Annotated in this window: 10 protein-coding genes; 3 read left to right on the forward strand and 7 right to left on the reverse strand. The window is 73.3% G+C overall.

Annotated elements, in window-relative coordinates; all coding sequences use genetic code 11:
* Positions 1 to 53: 53 nt before the first annotated feature.
* From ACFVXK_RS12520 to ACFVXK_RS12535, 4 genes are all read right to left on the reverse strand, one after another.
* Entirely contained in the window at positions 54 to 2,486 is a 2,433-nt protein-coding gene (locus ACFVXK_RS12520) for a [protein-PII] uridylyltransferase (RefSeq protein ID WP_389611484.1), read from the reverse strand.
* A gap of 19 nt (positions 2,487 to 2,505) precedes the next feature.
* A complete protein-coding gene (locus tag ACFVXK_RS12525) occupies positions 2,506 to 2,844 on the reverse strand; it encodes a P-II family nitrogen regulator (protein ID WP_079429980.1) in 339 nt (112 codons plus the stop codon).
* Complete coding sequence (locus tag ACFVXK_RS12530; protein WP_389611485.1) at positions 2,841 to 4,187, reverse strand: ammonium transporter; 1,347 nt, start codon at positions 4,185 to 4,187, stop codon at positions 2,841 to 2,843. Before ACFVXK_RS12530 ends, ACFVXK_RS12525 begins: the two co-directional genes overlap by 4 nt.
* A gap of 263 nt (positions 4,188 to 4,450) precedes the next feature.
* Positions 4,451 to 5,929, reverse strand: coding sequence for a hypothetical protein (locus ACFVXK_RS12535; protein ID WP_389611486.1), 1,479 nt, complete (start codon positions 5,927 to 5,929; stop codon positions 4,451 to 4,453).
* 406 nt (positions 5,930 to 6,335) lie between these two features.
* On the opposite strand from ACFVXK_RS12535, the gene ACFVXK_RS12540 reads away from it, so the two are divergent.
* The gene (locus ACFVXK_RS12540; protein WP_389611487.1) at positions 6,336 to 7,004 is read left to right on the forward strand and encodes a bifunctional DNA primase/polymerase; all 669 of its coding nucleotides are present in this window, start codon (positions 6,336 to 6,338) and stop codon (positions 7,002 to 7,004) included.
* Positions 7,005 to 7,088: 84 nt separating this feature from the next.
* Here ACFVXK_RS12540 and ftsY read toward each other — a convergent pair whose 3' ends face one another.
* Entirely contained in the window at positions 7,089 to 8,309 is a 1,221-nt protein-coding gene (gene ftsY, locus ACFVXK_RS12545) for a signal recognition particle-docking protein FtsY (RefSeq protein WP_389611488.1), read from the reverse strand.
* Between the two features lie 141 nt (positions 8,310 to 8,450).
* Here ftsY and ACFVXK_RS12550 point away from each other — a divergent pair, with 141 nt between their 5' ends.
* Together ACFVXK_RS12550 and ACFVXK_RS12555 are read left to right on the forward strand one after the other, a co-directional pair.
* The gene (locus tag ACFVXK_RS12550; protein WP_389611489.1) at positions 8,451 to 9,914 is read left to right on the forward strand and encodes a cytosine permease; all 1,464 of its coding nucleotides are present in this window, start codon (positions 8,451 to 8,453) and stop codon (positions 9,912 to 9,914) included.
* Between the two features lie 63 nt (positions 9,915 to 9,977).
* Positions 9,978 to 10,964, forward strand: a complete 987-nt coding sequence (locus ACFVXK_RS12555; protein ID WP_389611490.1) for an LLM class flavin-dependent oxidoreductase — start codon at positions 9,978 to 9,980, stop codon at positions 10,962 to 10,964.
* 45 nt (positions 10,965 to 11,009) lie between these two features.
* Here ACFVXK_RS12555 and ACFVXK_RS12560 read toward each other — a convergent pair whose 3' ends face one another.
* Positions 11,010 to 12,446 (reverse strand): sugar porter family MFS transporter, encoded by a 1,437-nt coding sequence (locus ACFVXK_RS12560; protein WP_389611491.1) that lies wholly within the window; start codon positions 12,444 to 12,446, stop codon positions 11,010 to 11,012.
* 182 nt (positions 12,447 to 12,628) lie between these two features.
* Positions 12,629 to 16,456 carry an AAA family ATPase gene (locus tag ACFVXK_RS12565; RefSeq protein ID WP_389611492.1) on the reverse strand — a complete coding sequence of 1,276 codons (3,828 nt, stop codon included), beginning with the start codon at positions 16,454 to 16,456 and terminating at the stop codon, positions 12,629 to 12,631.
* Positions 16,457 to 16,591: the final 135 nt, after the last annotated feature.

Genomic DNA, 16,591 nt, shown 5'->3' on the forward strand with positions numbered 1-16,591 from the left:
CCTCAATCGCCGGCGGGGCTGACAACAGCCCCCCCGGCGCTTGAGGTGGGTGGCTACGTCAGGGCCGACTGGATCTGCGACGCGACGGCGGCCGCCGTCGCGGGTGGCAGGGGTTTGCCGTCCGGGTCGACCACGTAGACCGTGTCCACGGCGTTGGCCCCCAGGGTGGAGACGTGCGCGCTGCGGACCCGCACCCCCGCGGACTCCAGCGCCCGCCCGATCCGGTGCAGGAGCCCCACCGCGTCGGGGGCTCGGACCTCCAGGACCGTGGCCAGGGGCGAGACGTCGGGGACGACCGTGACGCGGGGCGGCGGGGGGACGACCCCGCGCCGGCGCGGGTAGGCCGCCTCGCGGGCCGCCAGCTTCGCCGGGACGTCGAGGGAGCCGTCCAGCGCCCGCACCAGGTCCGTCCGCAGCCGGGCCGCCTGCGGCAGCGCCCCGTATTCCGCGGCCACCCGCCACCGCAGCACGAGCACCTCCCCCAGGTGGTCCGGGAGCTCAAGGAACCGCAGGTCCGCCGCCCGTACCGTCAGCCGGTGCAGCGCCAGCACCCCGGACACCGCCGGGAGCACCCCGGGCTGGTCCGGCACGGCCACGACCAGCTCGACCCCGACGGCGTCGTCCTCCTCCTGGCGGGCGTGCAGGGTGAGCACGGGCTCCCCGGTGCGCAGGGCCTCCAGCGCCAGGCGCTCCTGCTCGGCGGTGGGGAGGTCCGGCTCGGGGTCGGCGGGCGGGGCCCCGCTCAGCACGGCGGCGACGCGCCGCACCAGGTCGGCCACCAGGGAACCCCGCCAGGTGCTCCAGGCCGCGGGCCCGGTCGCGAGGGCGTCGGCCTCGGTCAGGGCGTGCAGGATCTCCAGGGTGCCCGTGGATCCGACGGCCCGGGCCACCGCGGTGACGGTCGCCGGGTCGTCGAGGTCGCGGCGGGTCGCGGTGTCCACGAGCAGCAGGTGGTGGCGTACGAGGGTGCCCAGCACGGCGGTGTCCTCGGCGTCGAAGCCCACCCGGGCGGCCATGTCGCGGGCGATGGTCTCGCCGACGACGGAGTGGTCGCCGGGCCAGCCCTTGCCGATGTCGTGCAGCAGGGCCGCCATCAGCAGCAGGTCGGGCCGGCCGACCCGGCGGGTCAGCGCGGAGGCCCGTACGGCGGTCTCGATCAGGTGCCGGTCCACGGTCCAGGTGTGCACGGGGTTGTGCTGGGGCCGGCAGCGCACCCGCTCCCAGTCGGGCAGCAGCCTGCTGATCAGCCCCTCCGCCTCCAGCGCCTCCCACACAGCCACCATCGGCTCCCCCGCGCCCAGCAGGGTCAGCAGCTGCTCCCGCGCCTCGGCCGGCCAGGGCACCGGCAGCGGCCGGGCCTGCGCCGCGAGCCGGCGTACGGCGTGCAGCGAGACAGGCAGCCCGGCCTGCGCGGCGGCGGCGCCCAACCGCAGGGGCAGCACGGGGTCCCGTTCGGGCCGGGCGGCCAGCGCCAGCACGGCCTCCCCCTCGGCCTCCACGACCCCCTCGGCCAGCGGCGCCCGTTCGGCGGCGGCCGCCGCGCCGCGGGTGCCCAGCAGCCCCCGCAGCCTCGGCCGGGCGGACCGGGCCCGCAGGACCCGTCCGACCTCCCGCCAGGTGACGTCGCCCGCGTAGGCGACCACCCGGGCGGCCTCGTACACCTCGCGCAGCAGCGCGTCCGCGTCGAGCAGCCCCAGCCGGGCGGCGACCTGGGGCTGCTCCTGGAGGGAGAGCCGGTCGGTGGCCCGGCCGGTGACCAGGTGCAGGGCGTCGCGCGCGTCCAGCAGCCGGCGCCGGGCCCCGTCGAGCCCCTCGCGCGGGGCGTCGGCCAGCCAGGAGGCGGCGACGGCCCGCAGGGCGGTGGCGTCGCGGATGCCGCCGCGGGCCTCCTTGAGGTCGGGCTCCAGCAGGAAGCGCAGCTCCCCGGCCCGTTCGGCCCGCTCGCGGCACAGGGCGTGCAGCTGCGGCAGCCGTCTGGGGGCCTGGTTGCGCCAGTCGGCGAGGACGGAGGTGCGCAGTCCGGCGAGGAGTCCGGCGTCGCCCGCGACGAGCCGGGCGTCGAGCAGTCCGAGGTGGGCCTTGAGGTCCTCGGCGGCGACCTTGCGGGCCTCGCCGGGGGTGCGCACGGAGTGGTCCAGGGCGACCCCGGTGTCCCAGACGGGGTACCAGAGGCGGTCGGCGAGGGCGCCCAGTGCCTGAGGGCGGGCCTTTCCGTCGTGGAGCAGCAGCAGGTCGAGGTCGCTGCGCGGGGAGAGTTCGCCGCGGCCGTAGCCGCCGACGGCGACGAGGGCCGCGCCGCGTACCCCGGTCTCCTGCGCGGCGGTGGCGAACAGCTCGTCGAGCCACCGGTCGGTCAGGGCGGACAGGCCGGAACGCCGGGACGGCCCGGACCGCGCCTCCTCCGCGAGGAGGCGCAGCCGGGCCTCGGCGTACCCGCCGGGTCCGGGGCCGGTGGGGTCTTGCGTGGTCTCTTCGACGCTCGTCACCCGTGGCTCCCGTGGTCCGCTAGAGGGCGTCGGCGCCGCGCTCGCCGGTGCGGACCCGGACGACCGAGTCCACGGGGACGCTCCAGACCTTGCCGTCGCCGATCTTCTCGGTGCGGGCGGCGCTGACGATGACGTTGACCAGCTCCTCGGCCTCGTCGTCGTCGGCCAGGACCTCGATGCGGATCTTCGGTACGAGGTCCACGGTGTACTCGGCGCCGCGGTAGACCTCGGTGTGGCCGCGCTGGCGGCCGTACCCGCTGGCCTCGGAGACGGTCAGGCCCTGGACCCCGAAGGCCTGGAGGGCTTCCTTGATGTCGTCGAGCTTGTAGGGCTTGACGATCGCGGTGATCAGCTTCATGCGTCGACCTTCTTGTTGGCGGCGGCCGCGGGGGCGTGGGAGGCGGCGGGGCGGGCGGAGATGCCGCCGCCGGCGCCGCTGAAGTCGTAGGCGGTCTCGGCGTGCTCCGCCTGGTCGATGCCGGAGACCTCGACGTCCTCGGCGACCCGCATCCCCATGGTCCTGTCGATGAGGAAGGCCATGATCGCCGATACGACGAGGGAGTAGGCGAGGACGGAGAAGACTCCGACGGCCTGCTTGCCCAGCTGCTCGAAGCCGCCGCCGTAGAAGAGGCCCTTGGCGTCGGACTGGACGCCGCCGGTGGCGAAGAGGCCGACGAGGAGGGAGCCCGCGACGCCGCCGACGAGGTGGACGCCGACCACGTCGAGGGAGTCGTCGTAGCCGAACCGGTACTTGAGGCCGACGGCCATGGCGCACAGCACACCGGCGATGGCGCCGACGGCGATCGCGCCGAGCGGGCTGACGGAGCCGCCGGCGGGGGTGATGGCGACGAGGCCGGCGACGGCGCCGGAGGCGGCGCCGAGGGTGGTGAAGGAGCCGTGGCGCAGCTTCTCGTAGCCGAGCCAGGCGAGCATGGCGGCGGCGGTGGCGACCTGGGTGTTGACGAACATGACGGCGCCGACGCCGTCGTCGTTGCCGAGCCAGGATCCGGCGTTGAAGCCGAACCAGCCGAACCACAGGAGGCCGGCGCCGAGCATCACGAGGGGGAGGCTGTGGGGGCGCATCGGGTCCTTCTTGAAGCCGACGCGCTTGCCGATGACGAGGATGACGCCGAGGGCGGCGGCGCCGGCGTTGATGTGGACGGCGGTGCCGCCGGCGAAGTCGATGACGCCGAGCTTGAACAGCCAGCCCCCGGTGCCCCAGACCCAGTGGGCGACGGGGAAGTAGACGACGGTGACCCACAGGGCGGTGAAGAGGACCCAGGCGCTGAACTTGACCCGGTCGGCGAGGGCGCCGCTGATCAGGGCGGGGGTGATGACCGCGAACATCAGCTGGAAGACGGCGAAGACGTAGACGGGGATGGTGTAGCCGTCCCAGAGCTCGGTGAGGCCGATGCCGCTGAGGCCGACGTAGTCGGAGTTCCAGCCGATGACCGAGCCGGAGTCGGTGCCGAAGGCGAGGCTGAAGCCGTAGAGCACCCACAGGATCGTGACGATCCCCAGGCTGACGAAGCTCATCATCAGCATGTTGAGGCTGCTCTTGACGCGGACCATGCCTCCGTAGAAGAAGGCGAGTCCCGGGGTCATCAGCATGACCAGGGCGGAGCAGATGAGCATGAACCCGGTGTTCGCGGCAGACAGGGTCGGGGCGTCTGCAGCGAGGGTCGTGATGGCTGATGCCATCGGCGTCTCCTCGTCGTCGGTACGTTCGCGTGCGGGCGATCGTGGGGTACCTGAGCGGCGGCGTAAGGTCTGGCCGGTTATTGGCCCTGAGGTTCGCGCAGGCCGGTTTCCGGCGGCGCCGCTCGGTGTTTCGCTCCGGTGACGAAGAGGTCGTGCGTGTTACGCCTGAATGAACCGGTGAGGTCCGGGTCCGGTCCGTGTCATGTGAGGGTCAGGCGGGGCTCCGGTGCCCGTCAGGCGGGGTTCCCGGGCCGCGGGGCGGCTCAGACGGCCTCGGCGGCCTCGGGGAGGCGGGAGGCGAGGAGGTCGGTGAGCCGGACGACCTCGGCGACGTCGCCGTATTCACGGGCGGCGGTGTCGACGGTCTTGCGGAGCCGGGTGTTCACCCGTTCGGAGCGTACCTTTCGCGCCACGTCGAGGGCCTGGTCGACGAGGACGGCCGCCTGCTCGGGCTCGCGCTGGAGCAGGTGGACGGTGGCCATGCCGATGAGGTTGAGGGCGTAGGAGCGCTGGTGCTCCCCGTCCTTGGCGAAGAGTTCGACGGCCCGTTCCATGACGGGTTCGGCGAGGGAGGCGTACGTGGGGCTGCGCCCGGCGACGTAGGCCAGGTCCCGGTAGGAGTGGGAGTTCTCGCCGTTGAGTTCGGCCTCGGAGAAGAAGCGGATCCAGTCGGGTTCCGGTTCGCCGCCGAAGCCGACGTCGCCGAAGGTGTCCTCGGCCATGCGCACGGCCCGCTTGCAGCGGCTGGGCTGGCCCATGTTGGCGTAGGCGCGGGCCTCCATGGCGTAGAGCATGGCCTGGGTGCGGGGTCCGGCGCAGTCGCGGCTGCCGTACTGGGCGAGGTGGATGAGTTCCAGGGCGTCCTCGGGGCGGCCGAGGTGGATCATCTGGCGGCTCATGCCGGAGAGGATGTACGAGCCCAGCGGCTTGTCCCCGGCCTCCTTCGCGGCGTGCAGCGCGAGGACGAAGTACTTCTGGGCCGTGGGGTGCAGGCCGATGTCGTAGCTCATCCAGCCGGCGAGTTCGGCGAGTTCGGCGGCCACCTTGAAGAGGCGCTTCATCACGGGGGCCGGGTGGTTCTCCTGGAGCAGGTCGGTGACCTCGTGGAGCTGTCCGACGACGGCCTTGCGGCGCAGCCCGCCGCCGCACTGGGCGTCCCACTGGCGGAACATCACGGTGGTGGCTTCGAGGAGGTCGAGTTCCGGTTCGGAGAGCCGGGGCGGCCGGTAGCCGGAGGGGGCCGCGTCGCGCGGGCCGGGGTCGGCGGCCGGGGCCGGGACGAGCCAGCGCTGCATGGGCTCGATGAGGGCGGGGCCGGCGGAGAGCGCGAGGGAGGTGCCGAGGAAGCCGCGGCGGGCCAGCATGAGGTCGCTGCGGGAGAACTCGCTGAGCAGTTCCACGGTCTGCGGGCCCGCCCAGGGCAGGTCGACGCCGGAGACGGAGGGGGTCTGGTGGGCGCTGCGCAGGCCGAGCTGTTCGATGGCGACGACGGCGCCGAAGCGTTCGGAGAACAGTTCCGAGAGGATGCGCGGCACCGGTTCGCGGGGCTGTTCGCCGTCGAGCCAGCGGCGGACGCGGGAGGTGTCGGTGCTGATGTGGTGGGCGCCCATCTGGCGGGCCCGGCGGTTGACCTGGCGGGCGAGTTCGCCCTTGGACCAGCCGCTGCGGACGAACCACGAGGTCAGCTGTTCGTTGCGGTCGGCTGATTCCCCGCCCGTTCCGCTTGCGCCGCTGCCGCTCACTGGAACGCCCCCATCCGCATCGCCTCTTCACACGAAACCCTGGCCGGGGCGACCGCTGCCGCCTGGGACCTTCACAGGTCCTCCACGCATTGCCTCCGGCATACCCACGGATGGGCCCGCCTCCGGGGTTCGTGCACCGAAAGTAATCCTACGATCACCCCGTCGGCGAGGTCGATCCCGGAAACGCCACCATTCGCCACCCCTTCGAATGAACTCGCCACCGGCCAGGCGCGATTCACTTGACAGGAAGGCGAAACGGAACGGTTGGACGGGAGTGCGCTCGGGGCGCGCGCGGCGAGGAGTGCGCCGGGCGGCCCGGGTGGAAGGCGTGCTTCACCCGGCTCCCGAGAGGTCTCGCCGACGTCGTAACCACCGGCGCGTCCGACCCGTTGGAGGGGGCATGGGCATGGGCTTCACGATCGGCGGCAGCCGCAGCACCAAGGAATTCCGTTCCGGCGTCCGGCGCCGCGGCCGCACCTCGGAGTGCACGACGGTGGCGGAGTACACCGGCCTCTGGGGCTGGGACGCGGTCCCCGGCGCCCGCGCCGCGGCTCCGGCCCGCGACTGCTCCTGCGGTCATACGAACTGCCTCACGCCGGGGGCGCATCCGCTGGACTTCGCTCCCACCGTCCCCGGCGGCGCCACCCTGGACGAGGTCACCGAGATCTGGGGCGAGTATCCGGGCGCGGCGATCCTGCTCCCGGTCGGCCGCTCCTTCGACGTCATCGAGGTCTCCGCCGAGGCCGGACGGCGCGCCCTGGTCCGGATGGAACGGATGGGCCTGCCGCTCGGCCCGGTGACGGCGACCCCGGACGGCCGGGCCCAGTTCTTCGTGGCCCCCGGCGCCGCCGCCGAACTGCCCGAGCTGCTGTACCGGATGGGCTGGGACGACGCGGACCTGGACCTGCGCGCCCTGGGCCACGGCTCCTTCCTGACCGCCCCGCCCTCGGACCACGCGGGCCTCGGCCCGGCCGGCTGGCTCCGTCGGCCCGCCCTGGACTGTGCGGGCGGGCCCCCGCAGGCCCGGCTCCTGCTGGGCACCCTCGCCTACACCTGTCACCGCTTCCGGCGCTGACGCCCTCCCCCGGCATACGGCAGTGCCCCCGCGTACCGGGTTTCCGGACACGGGGGCACTCGTCTGCGGGGCGGGTGCGTCCGCTCAGTCGCCGATCAGGGCGTCCACGAACGCCTCCGGCTCGAAGGGGGCCAGGTCGTCGGCGCCCTCACCGAGGCCGATCAGCTTGACCGGGACGCCCAGCTCGCGCTGGACGGCGACGACGATGCCGCCCTTGGCGGTGCCGTCGAGCTTGGTGAGCACGATGCCGGTGATGTCCACGACCTCGGCGAACACGCGCGCCTGGGTCAGGCCGTTCTGGCCGGTGGTGGCGTCGAGGACCAGCAGGACCTCGTCCAGCGGGCCGTGCTTCTCCACGACGCGCTTGACCTTGCCGAGCTCGTCCATGAGGCCGGTCTTGGTGTGCAGGCGGCCGGCGGTGTCGATGAGCACGACGTCCGCGCCCTCGGCGATGCCCTCCTTGACCGCGTCGAAGGCGATCGAGGCGGGGTCGCCGCCCTCGGGGCCGCGCACGGTACGGGCACCGACGCGCTCGCCCCAGGTCTGGAGCTGGTCGGCGGCGGCGGCGCGGAAGGTGTCGGCGGCGCCGAGGACCACGCTGCGGCCGTCGGCGACGAGCACCCGGGCCAGCTTGCCGGTGGTGGTGGTCTTGCCGGTGCCGTTGACGCCGACGACCATCACCACGGCCGGGGTGTCGGCGGTGCTCTCGGTCTTCACGGCGCGGTCGAAGTCGGTGCCGACGAGGGCGACGAGCTCCTCCTTCAGCAGGCCGCGCAGCTCGGCGGGGGTGCGGGTGCCGAGCACCTTGACCCGCTCGCGCAGCCGCTCCACCAGCTCCTGGGTGGGGGCGACGCCGACGTCGGCGATGAGGAGCGTCTCCTCGATCTCCTCCCAGGTGTCCTCGTCGAGGTGCTCGCGCGAGAGCAGCGTGAGCAGGCCCTTGCCGAGGGAGTTCTGCGAACGGGCGAGCCGTGCGCGCAGGCGGACCAGGCGGCCGGCCGTGGGCTCGGGCACCTCGATCTCGGGGGCGGCCGGGGCCTCGGGCTCCGCCGCCGGCGCCTCCACCGGAGCAGCCTCGGCCTCCGCCTCCGGGAGCCCGACCTCCTCGATGGTGCGGCGCGGTTCTTCCGCCGTCTCTACGGCGTCCTCCCCCACCTGCGGTTCGGCAGGCGGGGCAGTGATGGTCGGCGTGCTCGGCGGCGCCGTGGGGGGCAGCTGCTTCTTCTTGCGGCTGCTGACCACGAGCCCGCTGATCGCGCCGACCGCGACCAGGGCGATGACTACAGCAAGGATCAGGATTTCCATAACCACCCCAGTATCTGCCACGGGCCACCCCCACCCCCGGACCTTGGACGTTCTCACCAGGCGCCGGTCCGCCATTTGTGGTCTTAACGCCACTTCTACGATGATGGGCGGATTGTCCCCACCCGCTTCCACGGAGTACCCATGCCTGCTGAAGAGAAGGCCGTCGACGGCGCTGTCGAGAGCCGTGGCCTGGAGCCCGTCCCGGACGGCGAGCGCGGCGGGCGGGTCCGCGAGCTCATACCCACCTGGGTGGCCGCGAACATCAGCGTGCTGCTGCTCACCATGGGCGCGGGGCTGGTGATCTTCAACAAGCTGAACATCTGGCAGGTGCTGGTCGTCGCGGTGGCCGCGCCGGTCGTCTCGTACGGGCTGGTCGGGCTGATCTCGATCGCCGGCAAGCGCGGCGGCGCCCCCGGCATGGCGCTGTCGCGGGCCGTCTTCGGCCAGCGCGGCAACCTCTTCCCCGGGGCGCTGATCTGGGTGGCCCGCTGGGGCTGGGAGACGATCAACGCGGTCAGCGGCGCCTACGCCGTCCTGACCGTGCTCGACCTGCTGTTCGACGTCAAGAGCAGCACCGCCCTGATCGTGGTCACCCTGCTGTTCTTCGTGGGCTGCACCTTCGTGGTGTCGGGGCTCGGGATCAAGGCGCTGCGGGTCTGCTCGACCTGGTCGACGTACCTCTTCGGCGCGTTCAGCGTGCTGGTGCTCGGCTACCTGCTCGTCACCACCGACTGGTCCGCCGTCCTCGGCAAGCCGGCCGGCTCGACGGCGATGATGATCGCGGGCATCGGCACCATCGCGGCGGGCGGCATCAGCTGGGTGCCGTCCGGCCCGGACTTCACCCGCTACCTGCCCCGCACCGCCTCCGGCAAGGGCGTGGTCGGCGCGACGATCGGGGGCGCCGGCGTGGTCGTACTGCCCATGGTGCTGATGGGCGCGGTGATGGCCGTCGGCACGCCGGACCTGGCCGGCGCGCAGGACCCGGTCTCCTTCATCGGCGAGCTGCTGCCCACCTGGATCGCGGTACCGTACCTGCTGATCGCCCTCCTCGGGATGCTGCTGATCAACTCGATGTCGATGTACTCGGCCGGCTTCACCGCGCAGACCCTCGGCCTCAAGGTGCCGCGCACCTGGGCGGTCAGCGTCAACGCGGTCATCAGCCTGGTCTTCGGCTTCCTGCTGATGGTGGTGGCGACCAGCTTCTTCGGCTCGTTCATCTCCTTCCTGACCCTGCTGGCCGTGGCCTTCTCCGCCTGGATCGGGGTCTTCGGCGTGGACATGCTGCGCCGCACCTCCTACGACGGCGCGGCGCTGCTGGACACCACCCGCACCAGCGCCTACTGGTACCGGGGCGGGTTCGCCTGGCAGGCGATGACGGCCTGGGGGCTGGCCCTGGTGGTGGGCACGCTGTTCACCAAGGTGGACTGGTTCACCGGCCCGCTCGCCTCGACCTGGATCGGCGAGAACGGTCTGGGCTGGGTGGCCGGCATCCTGACCTCCGGCGCGCTGTACGCCGCGCTGCCGCGCACGGCCTCCCCCGCCCGGACGGCCCACGGGCCGGCCGCGGAGCCGGAGCGCGAGCCCGCCGGGACCCTGTCCAACTGACGCTCCGTCAGCTAGCCTCCCCCTTCGCCCGACCGACCGCATCCGGCGAAGGGGAACCCCTCCATGCCCATCACCGTGGCCCGCTTCAACCTCGTCGACCCGAACGGCACCCCGGCGAGCCTCGCCGCCCGCTACCAGGCGGCGGTGGAGATGGCCCGCTACGCCGACGAGCACGGGATCGACACGATCCAGACGGAGGAGCACCACGGGACGGACAACCACTGGCTGCCCTCCCCCTTCGCCTTCGCGGGCGCGGTGCTCGGCGCCACCCGCCGGATCGCGGTCACCGTCTCGGCGATCATCGGCCCGCTGCACGATCCGCTGAAGGTGGCCGAGGACATCGCCGTGCTGGACCTGATCGGCGGCGGCCGACTGGTGACGGTGGCGGGGATCGGCTACCGGCCCGAGGAGTACGAGCAGCACGGCGTGGAGTGGGGGCGGCGCGGCCGGCTCCAGGACGAGCTCCTGGAGACCCTGCTCAAGGCGTGGACCGGCGAGCCCTTCGAGTTCCGGGGCCGCACGGTGAAGGTGACCCCGGTGCCCTACACCCAGCCGCACCCGATGCTGCTGGTGGGCGGGAGCTCGAAGGCGGCGGCGCGGCGGGCGGCCCGGCTGGGGCTGCCCTTCTTCCCGAGCGCGCACCTGCCGGAGCTGGAGGCGTACTACCGGGAGCGGCTCGCCGAGTACGGCACCGAGGGCTTCTGCATGATGCCGGCGGAGCGGACGCCGCTGCTGCACGTCGCGGAGGACCCGGACCGGGCCTGGGAGCAGTACGGGGAGCACTTCCTGCACGAGGCGGGCATGTACGCCTCCTGGCAGTCGAAGGACATCCGCTCGGCGGTCCGCTCCGGCGCCCGCACGGTGGCGGAGCTGCGGGCGGAGGGGGTCTACCGGATCCTCTCCCCGGAGGAGGCCGTCGCCTTCGGCCGGGAGACGGGCGAGGCGGGGAACCTGGTGCTGCACCCGCTGTGCGGCGGGATGCCCCTGGAGGAGGGGTGGCGCAGCCTGCGGCTGCTGTGCGAAAGGGTGCTGCCCCGGCTCAGGGACTGAGCCGGGGCAGCGCCGCGGAGGGGAGGGGGTGGTGGCGGGGTTTGGTTACCCCATCTCCTCCAACGCCTTGCCCTTGGTCTCCGGCACCCACTTGAGGATGAAGGGGATCGAGAGCACGGCGAAGACCGTGTAGATGACGTACGCGCCCGACAGGTTCCAGTCCGAGAGGGTCGGGAACGTGACGGTGATCAGCCAGTTGGCGACCCACTGGGCGGCCGCGGCCACACCGAGCGCGGCGGCCCGGATGCGGTTGGGGAACATCTCGCCGAGCAGCACCCAGACCACCACGCCCCAGGACAGGGCGAAGAAGAGCACGAAGGCGTGCGCGGCGATCAGGGCGACGGTGCCCTGGGCCGAGGGCATGGAGATCTCACCGGCGACGGTGGTCTTGTAGGAGAACGCCCAGGCGCACAGGCCCAGCGAGAGCGCCATGCCGGCCGAGCCGATCAGCGCGAGGGGCTTGCGGCCGATCCGGTCGACGAAGATCATCGCGATCACCGTGCCGATGATGTTGATGATCGACGTGGTGAAGGAGTACAGGAACGAGCTGGTCGGGTCGATGCCGACGGACTGCCACAGCGAGGAGCTGTAGTAGAAGATCACGTTGATGCCGACGAGCTGCTGGAAGACCGAGAGGCCGATGCCGATCCAGACGATGGGCAGCAGGCCGAAGCGGCCGCCGAGCAGGTCCTTGAAGGTGGACTTGTGCTCGGAGCGCATGGCGTTCTCGATCTCGGCGACGCGGGCGTCGAGGTCGGTGCGCGCGCCCTCGACCTCGGTGAGCACCTTGCGGGCCTCGTCCGTGCGGCCGACGGAGATCAGGAAGCGCGGGGACTCCGGGATGACGAAGGACATCAGCCCGTAGAGCACGGCGGGGACCACCATCACGCCGAGCATCCACTGCCAGGCTTCCAGGCCGCCGACCTTGCCGCGCTGGTCGCCGTCGGCGAGGTTCAGGATGCCCCAGTTGACCAGCTGCGAGATGGCGATGCCGATGACGATCGCGGCCTGCTGGAAGGAGGCGAGCCGGCCGCGGTAGGCGGGCGGGGAGACCTCGGCGATGTAGGCGGGGCCGATGACGGAGGCCATGCCGATGCCGAAGCCGCCGATCACGCGCCAGGCGGCCAGGTCCCAGAGGGCGAAGGGCAGGGCCGAGCCGATGGCGCTCGCGGTGAACAGGACGGCCGCGATCTGCATGCAGCGGATGCGGCCGATCCGGTCGGCGATCCGGCCGGCGGTGGCGGCGCCGATGGCGCAGCCGATCAGCGCGGCGGCGATCACCTGGGCGAGCGCGCCGGAGCCGATGTCGAAGCGGTCGCGGATGGCCACGACGGCACCGTTGATCACGGAGCTGTCGTATCCGAAGAGGAAACCGCCCATCGCGGCGGCCGCGGTGATGAAGATGACGTGGCCGAGGTGATCGGGCTGGGACGCGTTTCCGCCGCCGCCCGACGCCGCAGACTGCGCTGTGCTGCTGGTCAAGGTGAGCTCCGTGGGGGGTTCTGTCCGTTCTCCTAGTGGCGCACAGGTCAAGATCGGGCACCACCCGGAGCCGGGAGACAGCCCAGAGCCTATGTGTTCATTTCCTGAAGTCAATAGTCAATGTGAAGGTCACATTAGGTTCAGACCTAGGGCCTTGGCTTCACTTCTTAAAGAATCGGCCTTCAGCGGAGGCGCTGGCTGATCACCTTCGACACCCCGTCGCCCTGCATCGAGACGCCGTAGAGGGCGTCCGCGACCTCCATGGTCCGCTTCTGGTGGGTGATGACGATCAGCTGGGAGCTCTCCTGGAGCTCCTCCATGATCCGGATCAGCCGCTGCAGGTTGGTGTCGTCCAGCGCCGCCTCGACCTCGTCCATCACGTAGAAGGGGCTGGGGCGCGCCTTGAAGATGGAGACCAGCAGCGCCACCGCCGTCAGGGAGCGCTCGCCGCCGGACAGCAGGGACAGCCGCTTGACCTTCTTGCCGGGCGGCCGCGCCTCGACGTCCACGCCGGTGGCCAGCATGTTCTCCGGATCGGTGAGCACGAGACGGCCCTCGCCGCCGGGGAACAACCGCGAGAACACCCCCTCGAACTCCCGGGCGGTGTCCCGGTAGGCCTCGGTGAAGACCTGCTCGACCCGTTGGTCCACCTCCTTCACCACTTGAAGGAGGTCGGTGCGCGTCTTCCTCAGGTCCTCCAGTTGCTCGCTGAGGAACCGGTGGCGCTCCTCCAGCGCCGCGAACTCCTCCAGCGCGAGCGGGTTGACCTTGCCGAGCTGCTGGTAGGCGCGCTCGGCCGCCTTGAGCCGCTTCTCCTGCCGGGCCCGGTCGAAGGGGCCGGGGCGGTTGCGGGGGTGGTCGGGGTCCTCCGGGAGCACCTCGCCCTCGGCCGGCGGGGACGGGGGGACCGGCTGGTCGGGTCCGTACTCCGCCACCAGCGCGGCCGGCTCCACGCCCAGCTCCTCCAGGGCGCGGGACTCCAGCTGCTCGATGCGCAGCCGCTTCTCGGCGCCGAGCACCTCGCCCCGGTGCACGGAGTCGGTCAGCTTGTCGAGCTCGCCCTTGAGGTCACGGCCCAGGCCGCGGGCCTCGCCGAGCTCCCGTTCACGGACCGCCTTGGCCGCGTCGGCGGCCGTACGCTCCCGCTCCGCCCGGCCGACGGACACCTCCAGGTGCGCCAGCAGCTGCCGGGCCCCGTCGGCGACGGCCCGCGCGACCTCGGCCTCGTGCCGCATCCGCTGCCGGCGCCGCTCGGCGCGCGCCCGCGCCTCCCGTTCGGCCCTGGCCCCCCGGTCGAGGGCGTCCGCCCGGCCCGCGAGGCCCTTGACCCGCTCCTCGTGGGTACGCAGCTGGAGCCGGGCCTCCATCTCGGTCTGCCGGGCGTTGGCGCCGTCGGCGGCGAGCCGGTCCCGGGCGGAGGTGTCGGGATCCTCCGCGACCGGCGTCTCCTCGACGGCGGCGAGCCGCTCCGCGCACTCCTCGACGTCGACCCGCGCACGCTCCAGGGCCTCCTCGGCGGTGGCCACGGCCAGGGCGCCGCGCTCCGCCTCACCGAGGGCCGCCTTCGCCTGCCCGGCGAGCCGCCCGAGCTGCTGCGCCGCCCCGGCCCTGGCCTGCTCCCCGGCCCGGCGCAGCCCGTCCAGCTCCTCGACCCGGGCGACGGCGCCGGCGCGCAGCACCCGGGCGGCCTCCTCCGCCGCGGCCGACTCCCGGCACTCGGGCTCCAGCCGCGCCAGCTCGGCGTCGGCCTCGTCCACGGCGGCCTGCACCTCGATGAGACTGGGCGCCCCGGCGGAGCCGCCGTGCGCGAGGTGCGCCCCGAGGACGTCCCCTTCGGCGGTCACGGCGACCAGCTCGGGCCGCCCGGCGACGACGGCCTCGGCCTCCTCCAGGCTCCCGACGACCACGTACCCCCGCAGCACCCACGCGACGGCCCGCACCACTTCGGCGTCCCCCCGCACCAGCCCGGCGGCCTCGCGGTACCCCGCCGCCGCTTGAGGCGCGGGATCCGGGGCGGAACCCCGCACATCCAGCAGCCCCGCCGCCACCACAGCGGCGACATCCAGCCCCGCCACCGCCTGAGGCACAGGGTCCAGGGCGGAACCCCGCACATCCAGCCCCGCCGGCGTTTGAGGCGCGGGGTCCGGGGCGGAGCCCCGGTTTCGGGAAGGGGCGGGGTGGGGGAGATCCCCCGGCTCCTGGGCCTGCCCTGGCAGCCCGACACCGCCGACGTCGAGGCCACCCGGCCCCGGGGCCTGCCCGGGGACCACCCCCGGGCCCCGGCCCGAGCCCGGGGTCGGGGCGATCAGGAAGGTGGCCCGGCCCGCGTCGGCCTCCCGGAGGTGCCGGATCGCCGAGGCCGCGGCGCCGGCGGACGCCACGGCCACCGCGTCCGCGGCGGAGCCCAGGGCCGCCGCCACCGCGACCTCGTACCCCGCCTCGACCGACACCCGCTCCGCCGCCGGCCCCAGCACCCCCGCCAGCCGCTCCCGCACCGCGAGCAGCGCGCCGGTGCCGTCCTTGCGCCGCAGCCCCAGCGCGAGCGCGTCCCGCCGCGCCGAGACCGCCGCACGGGACCGTTCCGCCGAGGTCCGAGCCTCCCGGGCCGCCGCCAGCGCGGCCTCCGCCTCCTCCAGCGCGGTCCGCGCGGCCTCGTACTCCCCCTCCTCGGCGGAGGGGTCATCCGCCCCGCCGACCTCCTCGGCCAGCGCCTCGTACTCCTCCCGCGCCTCCTCGGCCCGGGTCCGCGCCCCGTCCAGGGCCGCCACCAGCCGGTCGATCTCCGACTGGGCCGCCCCCGCCCGGGACCGGGCCGCGCCCAGCCGGCCGGTCAGCCGGGCCAGCTCCTCGCGCCGGTCGGCGACGGCCCGCGCCGCGTCGCGCAGCCGCCGCTCCTCCTCCGCGAGGGCCCGCTCCAGCTCGGCCCGGTGCTCGGCGGTGTCCTCCAGCGCCCGTTCGGAGGCTTCGAGCGCGGCGGTCAGCTCCGCCTCCTGCTCCCGGATCCGCGCGGCCTCCCGCTCCATGTCCTCCGGGTCACGGCCGCGCCGCTCCTCCTCCACCGGCGCCGACGCGCTCTTGACCCGCGCCCGGGCCAGGGATTCGGTGCCGCGCACCCGTTCGGCCAGCTGTGCGAGCTCGTGCCAGGTCTGCTGGGCCCGTTGGAGCCGGGGCGCGAGCCGCCGTACCGATTCCTCCAGCTCGGCCTCGCGGCGCAGCGCCTCTGCGAGGGCCCGTTCGGCCGATTCCTTGCGTTCCTTCAGGGCCGCCTCGTCGGCGACCTCCGCGGCCAGCGCGGACCGCAGCTCCACCAGGTCGTCGGCGAGCAGCCGCAGCCGGGCGTCGCGCAGGTCCGCCTGGATGACGGCCGCCCGCCGGGCCACCGCCGCCTGCCGTCCCAGGGGCTTGAGCTGCCGGCGCAGCTCGTCGGCGAGGTCCTGCACCCGCGCGAGGTTGGCCTGCATCGCGTCGAGCTTGCGCAGCGCCTTCTCCTTGCGCTTGCGGTGCTTCAGTACGCCGGCGGCCTCCTCGATGAAGGCGCGGCGGCCCATCGGGTCGGCGTGCAGGACGGAGTCGAGCTGGCCCTGTCCGACGATGACGTGCATCTCGCGGCCGATGCCGGAGTCGGAGAGGAGTTCCTGGATGTCGAGGAGCCGGCAGGTGTCCCCGTTGATCTGGTACTCGCTGCTGCCGCCGCGGAACATGATCCGCGTGATGGTGACCTCGGCGTACTCGATGGGCAGGGCGCCGTCGGAGTTGTCGATGGTGAGGGAGACCTCGGCACGGCCCAGCGGCGGGCGGCCCGTCGTCCCGGCGAAGATGACGTCTTCCATCTTGCCGCCACGCAGGGTCTTGGCCCCCTGCTCCCCCATGACCCAGGACAGCGCGTCCACCACGTTGGACTTGCCGGAACCGTTGGGGCCCACGACACAGGTGATGCCCGGCTCGAAGCGGAGGGTGGTGGCGGAGGCGAAGGATTTGAAGCCGCGCAGGGTCAGGGACTTGAGGTGCACGCCGCCGGACTCTACCTTTCACGTTCGGTTTCACCCATGAAGGTGCAGGGCAGATCAGACGTTAAAGGAATCAGCCCCCCACCTGGCCCAATGCGCCGTCTGGCGCACCGGGCCGGTGGTCGGACCGCCGCCGGG

The organism is Streptomyces sp. NPDC058157, assembly GCF_042884105.1.
Lineage (GTDB): Bacteria > Actinomycetota > Actinomycetes > Streptomycetales > Streptomycetaceae > Streptomyces.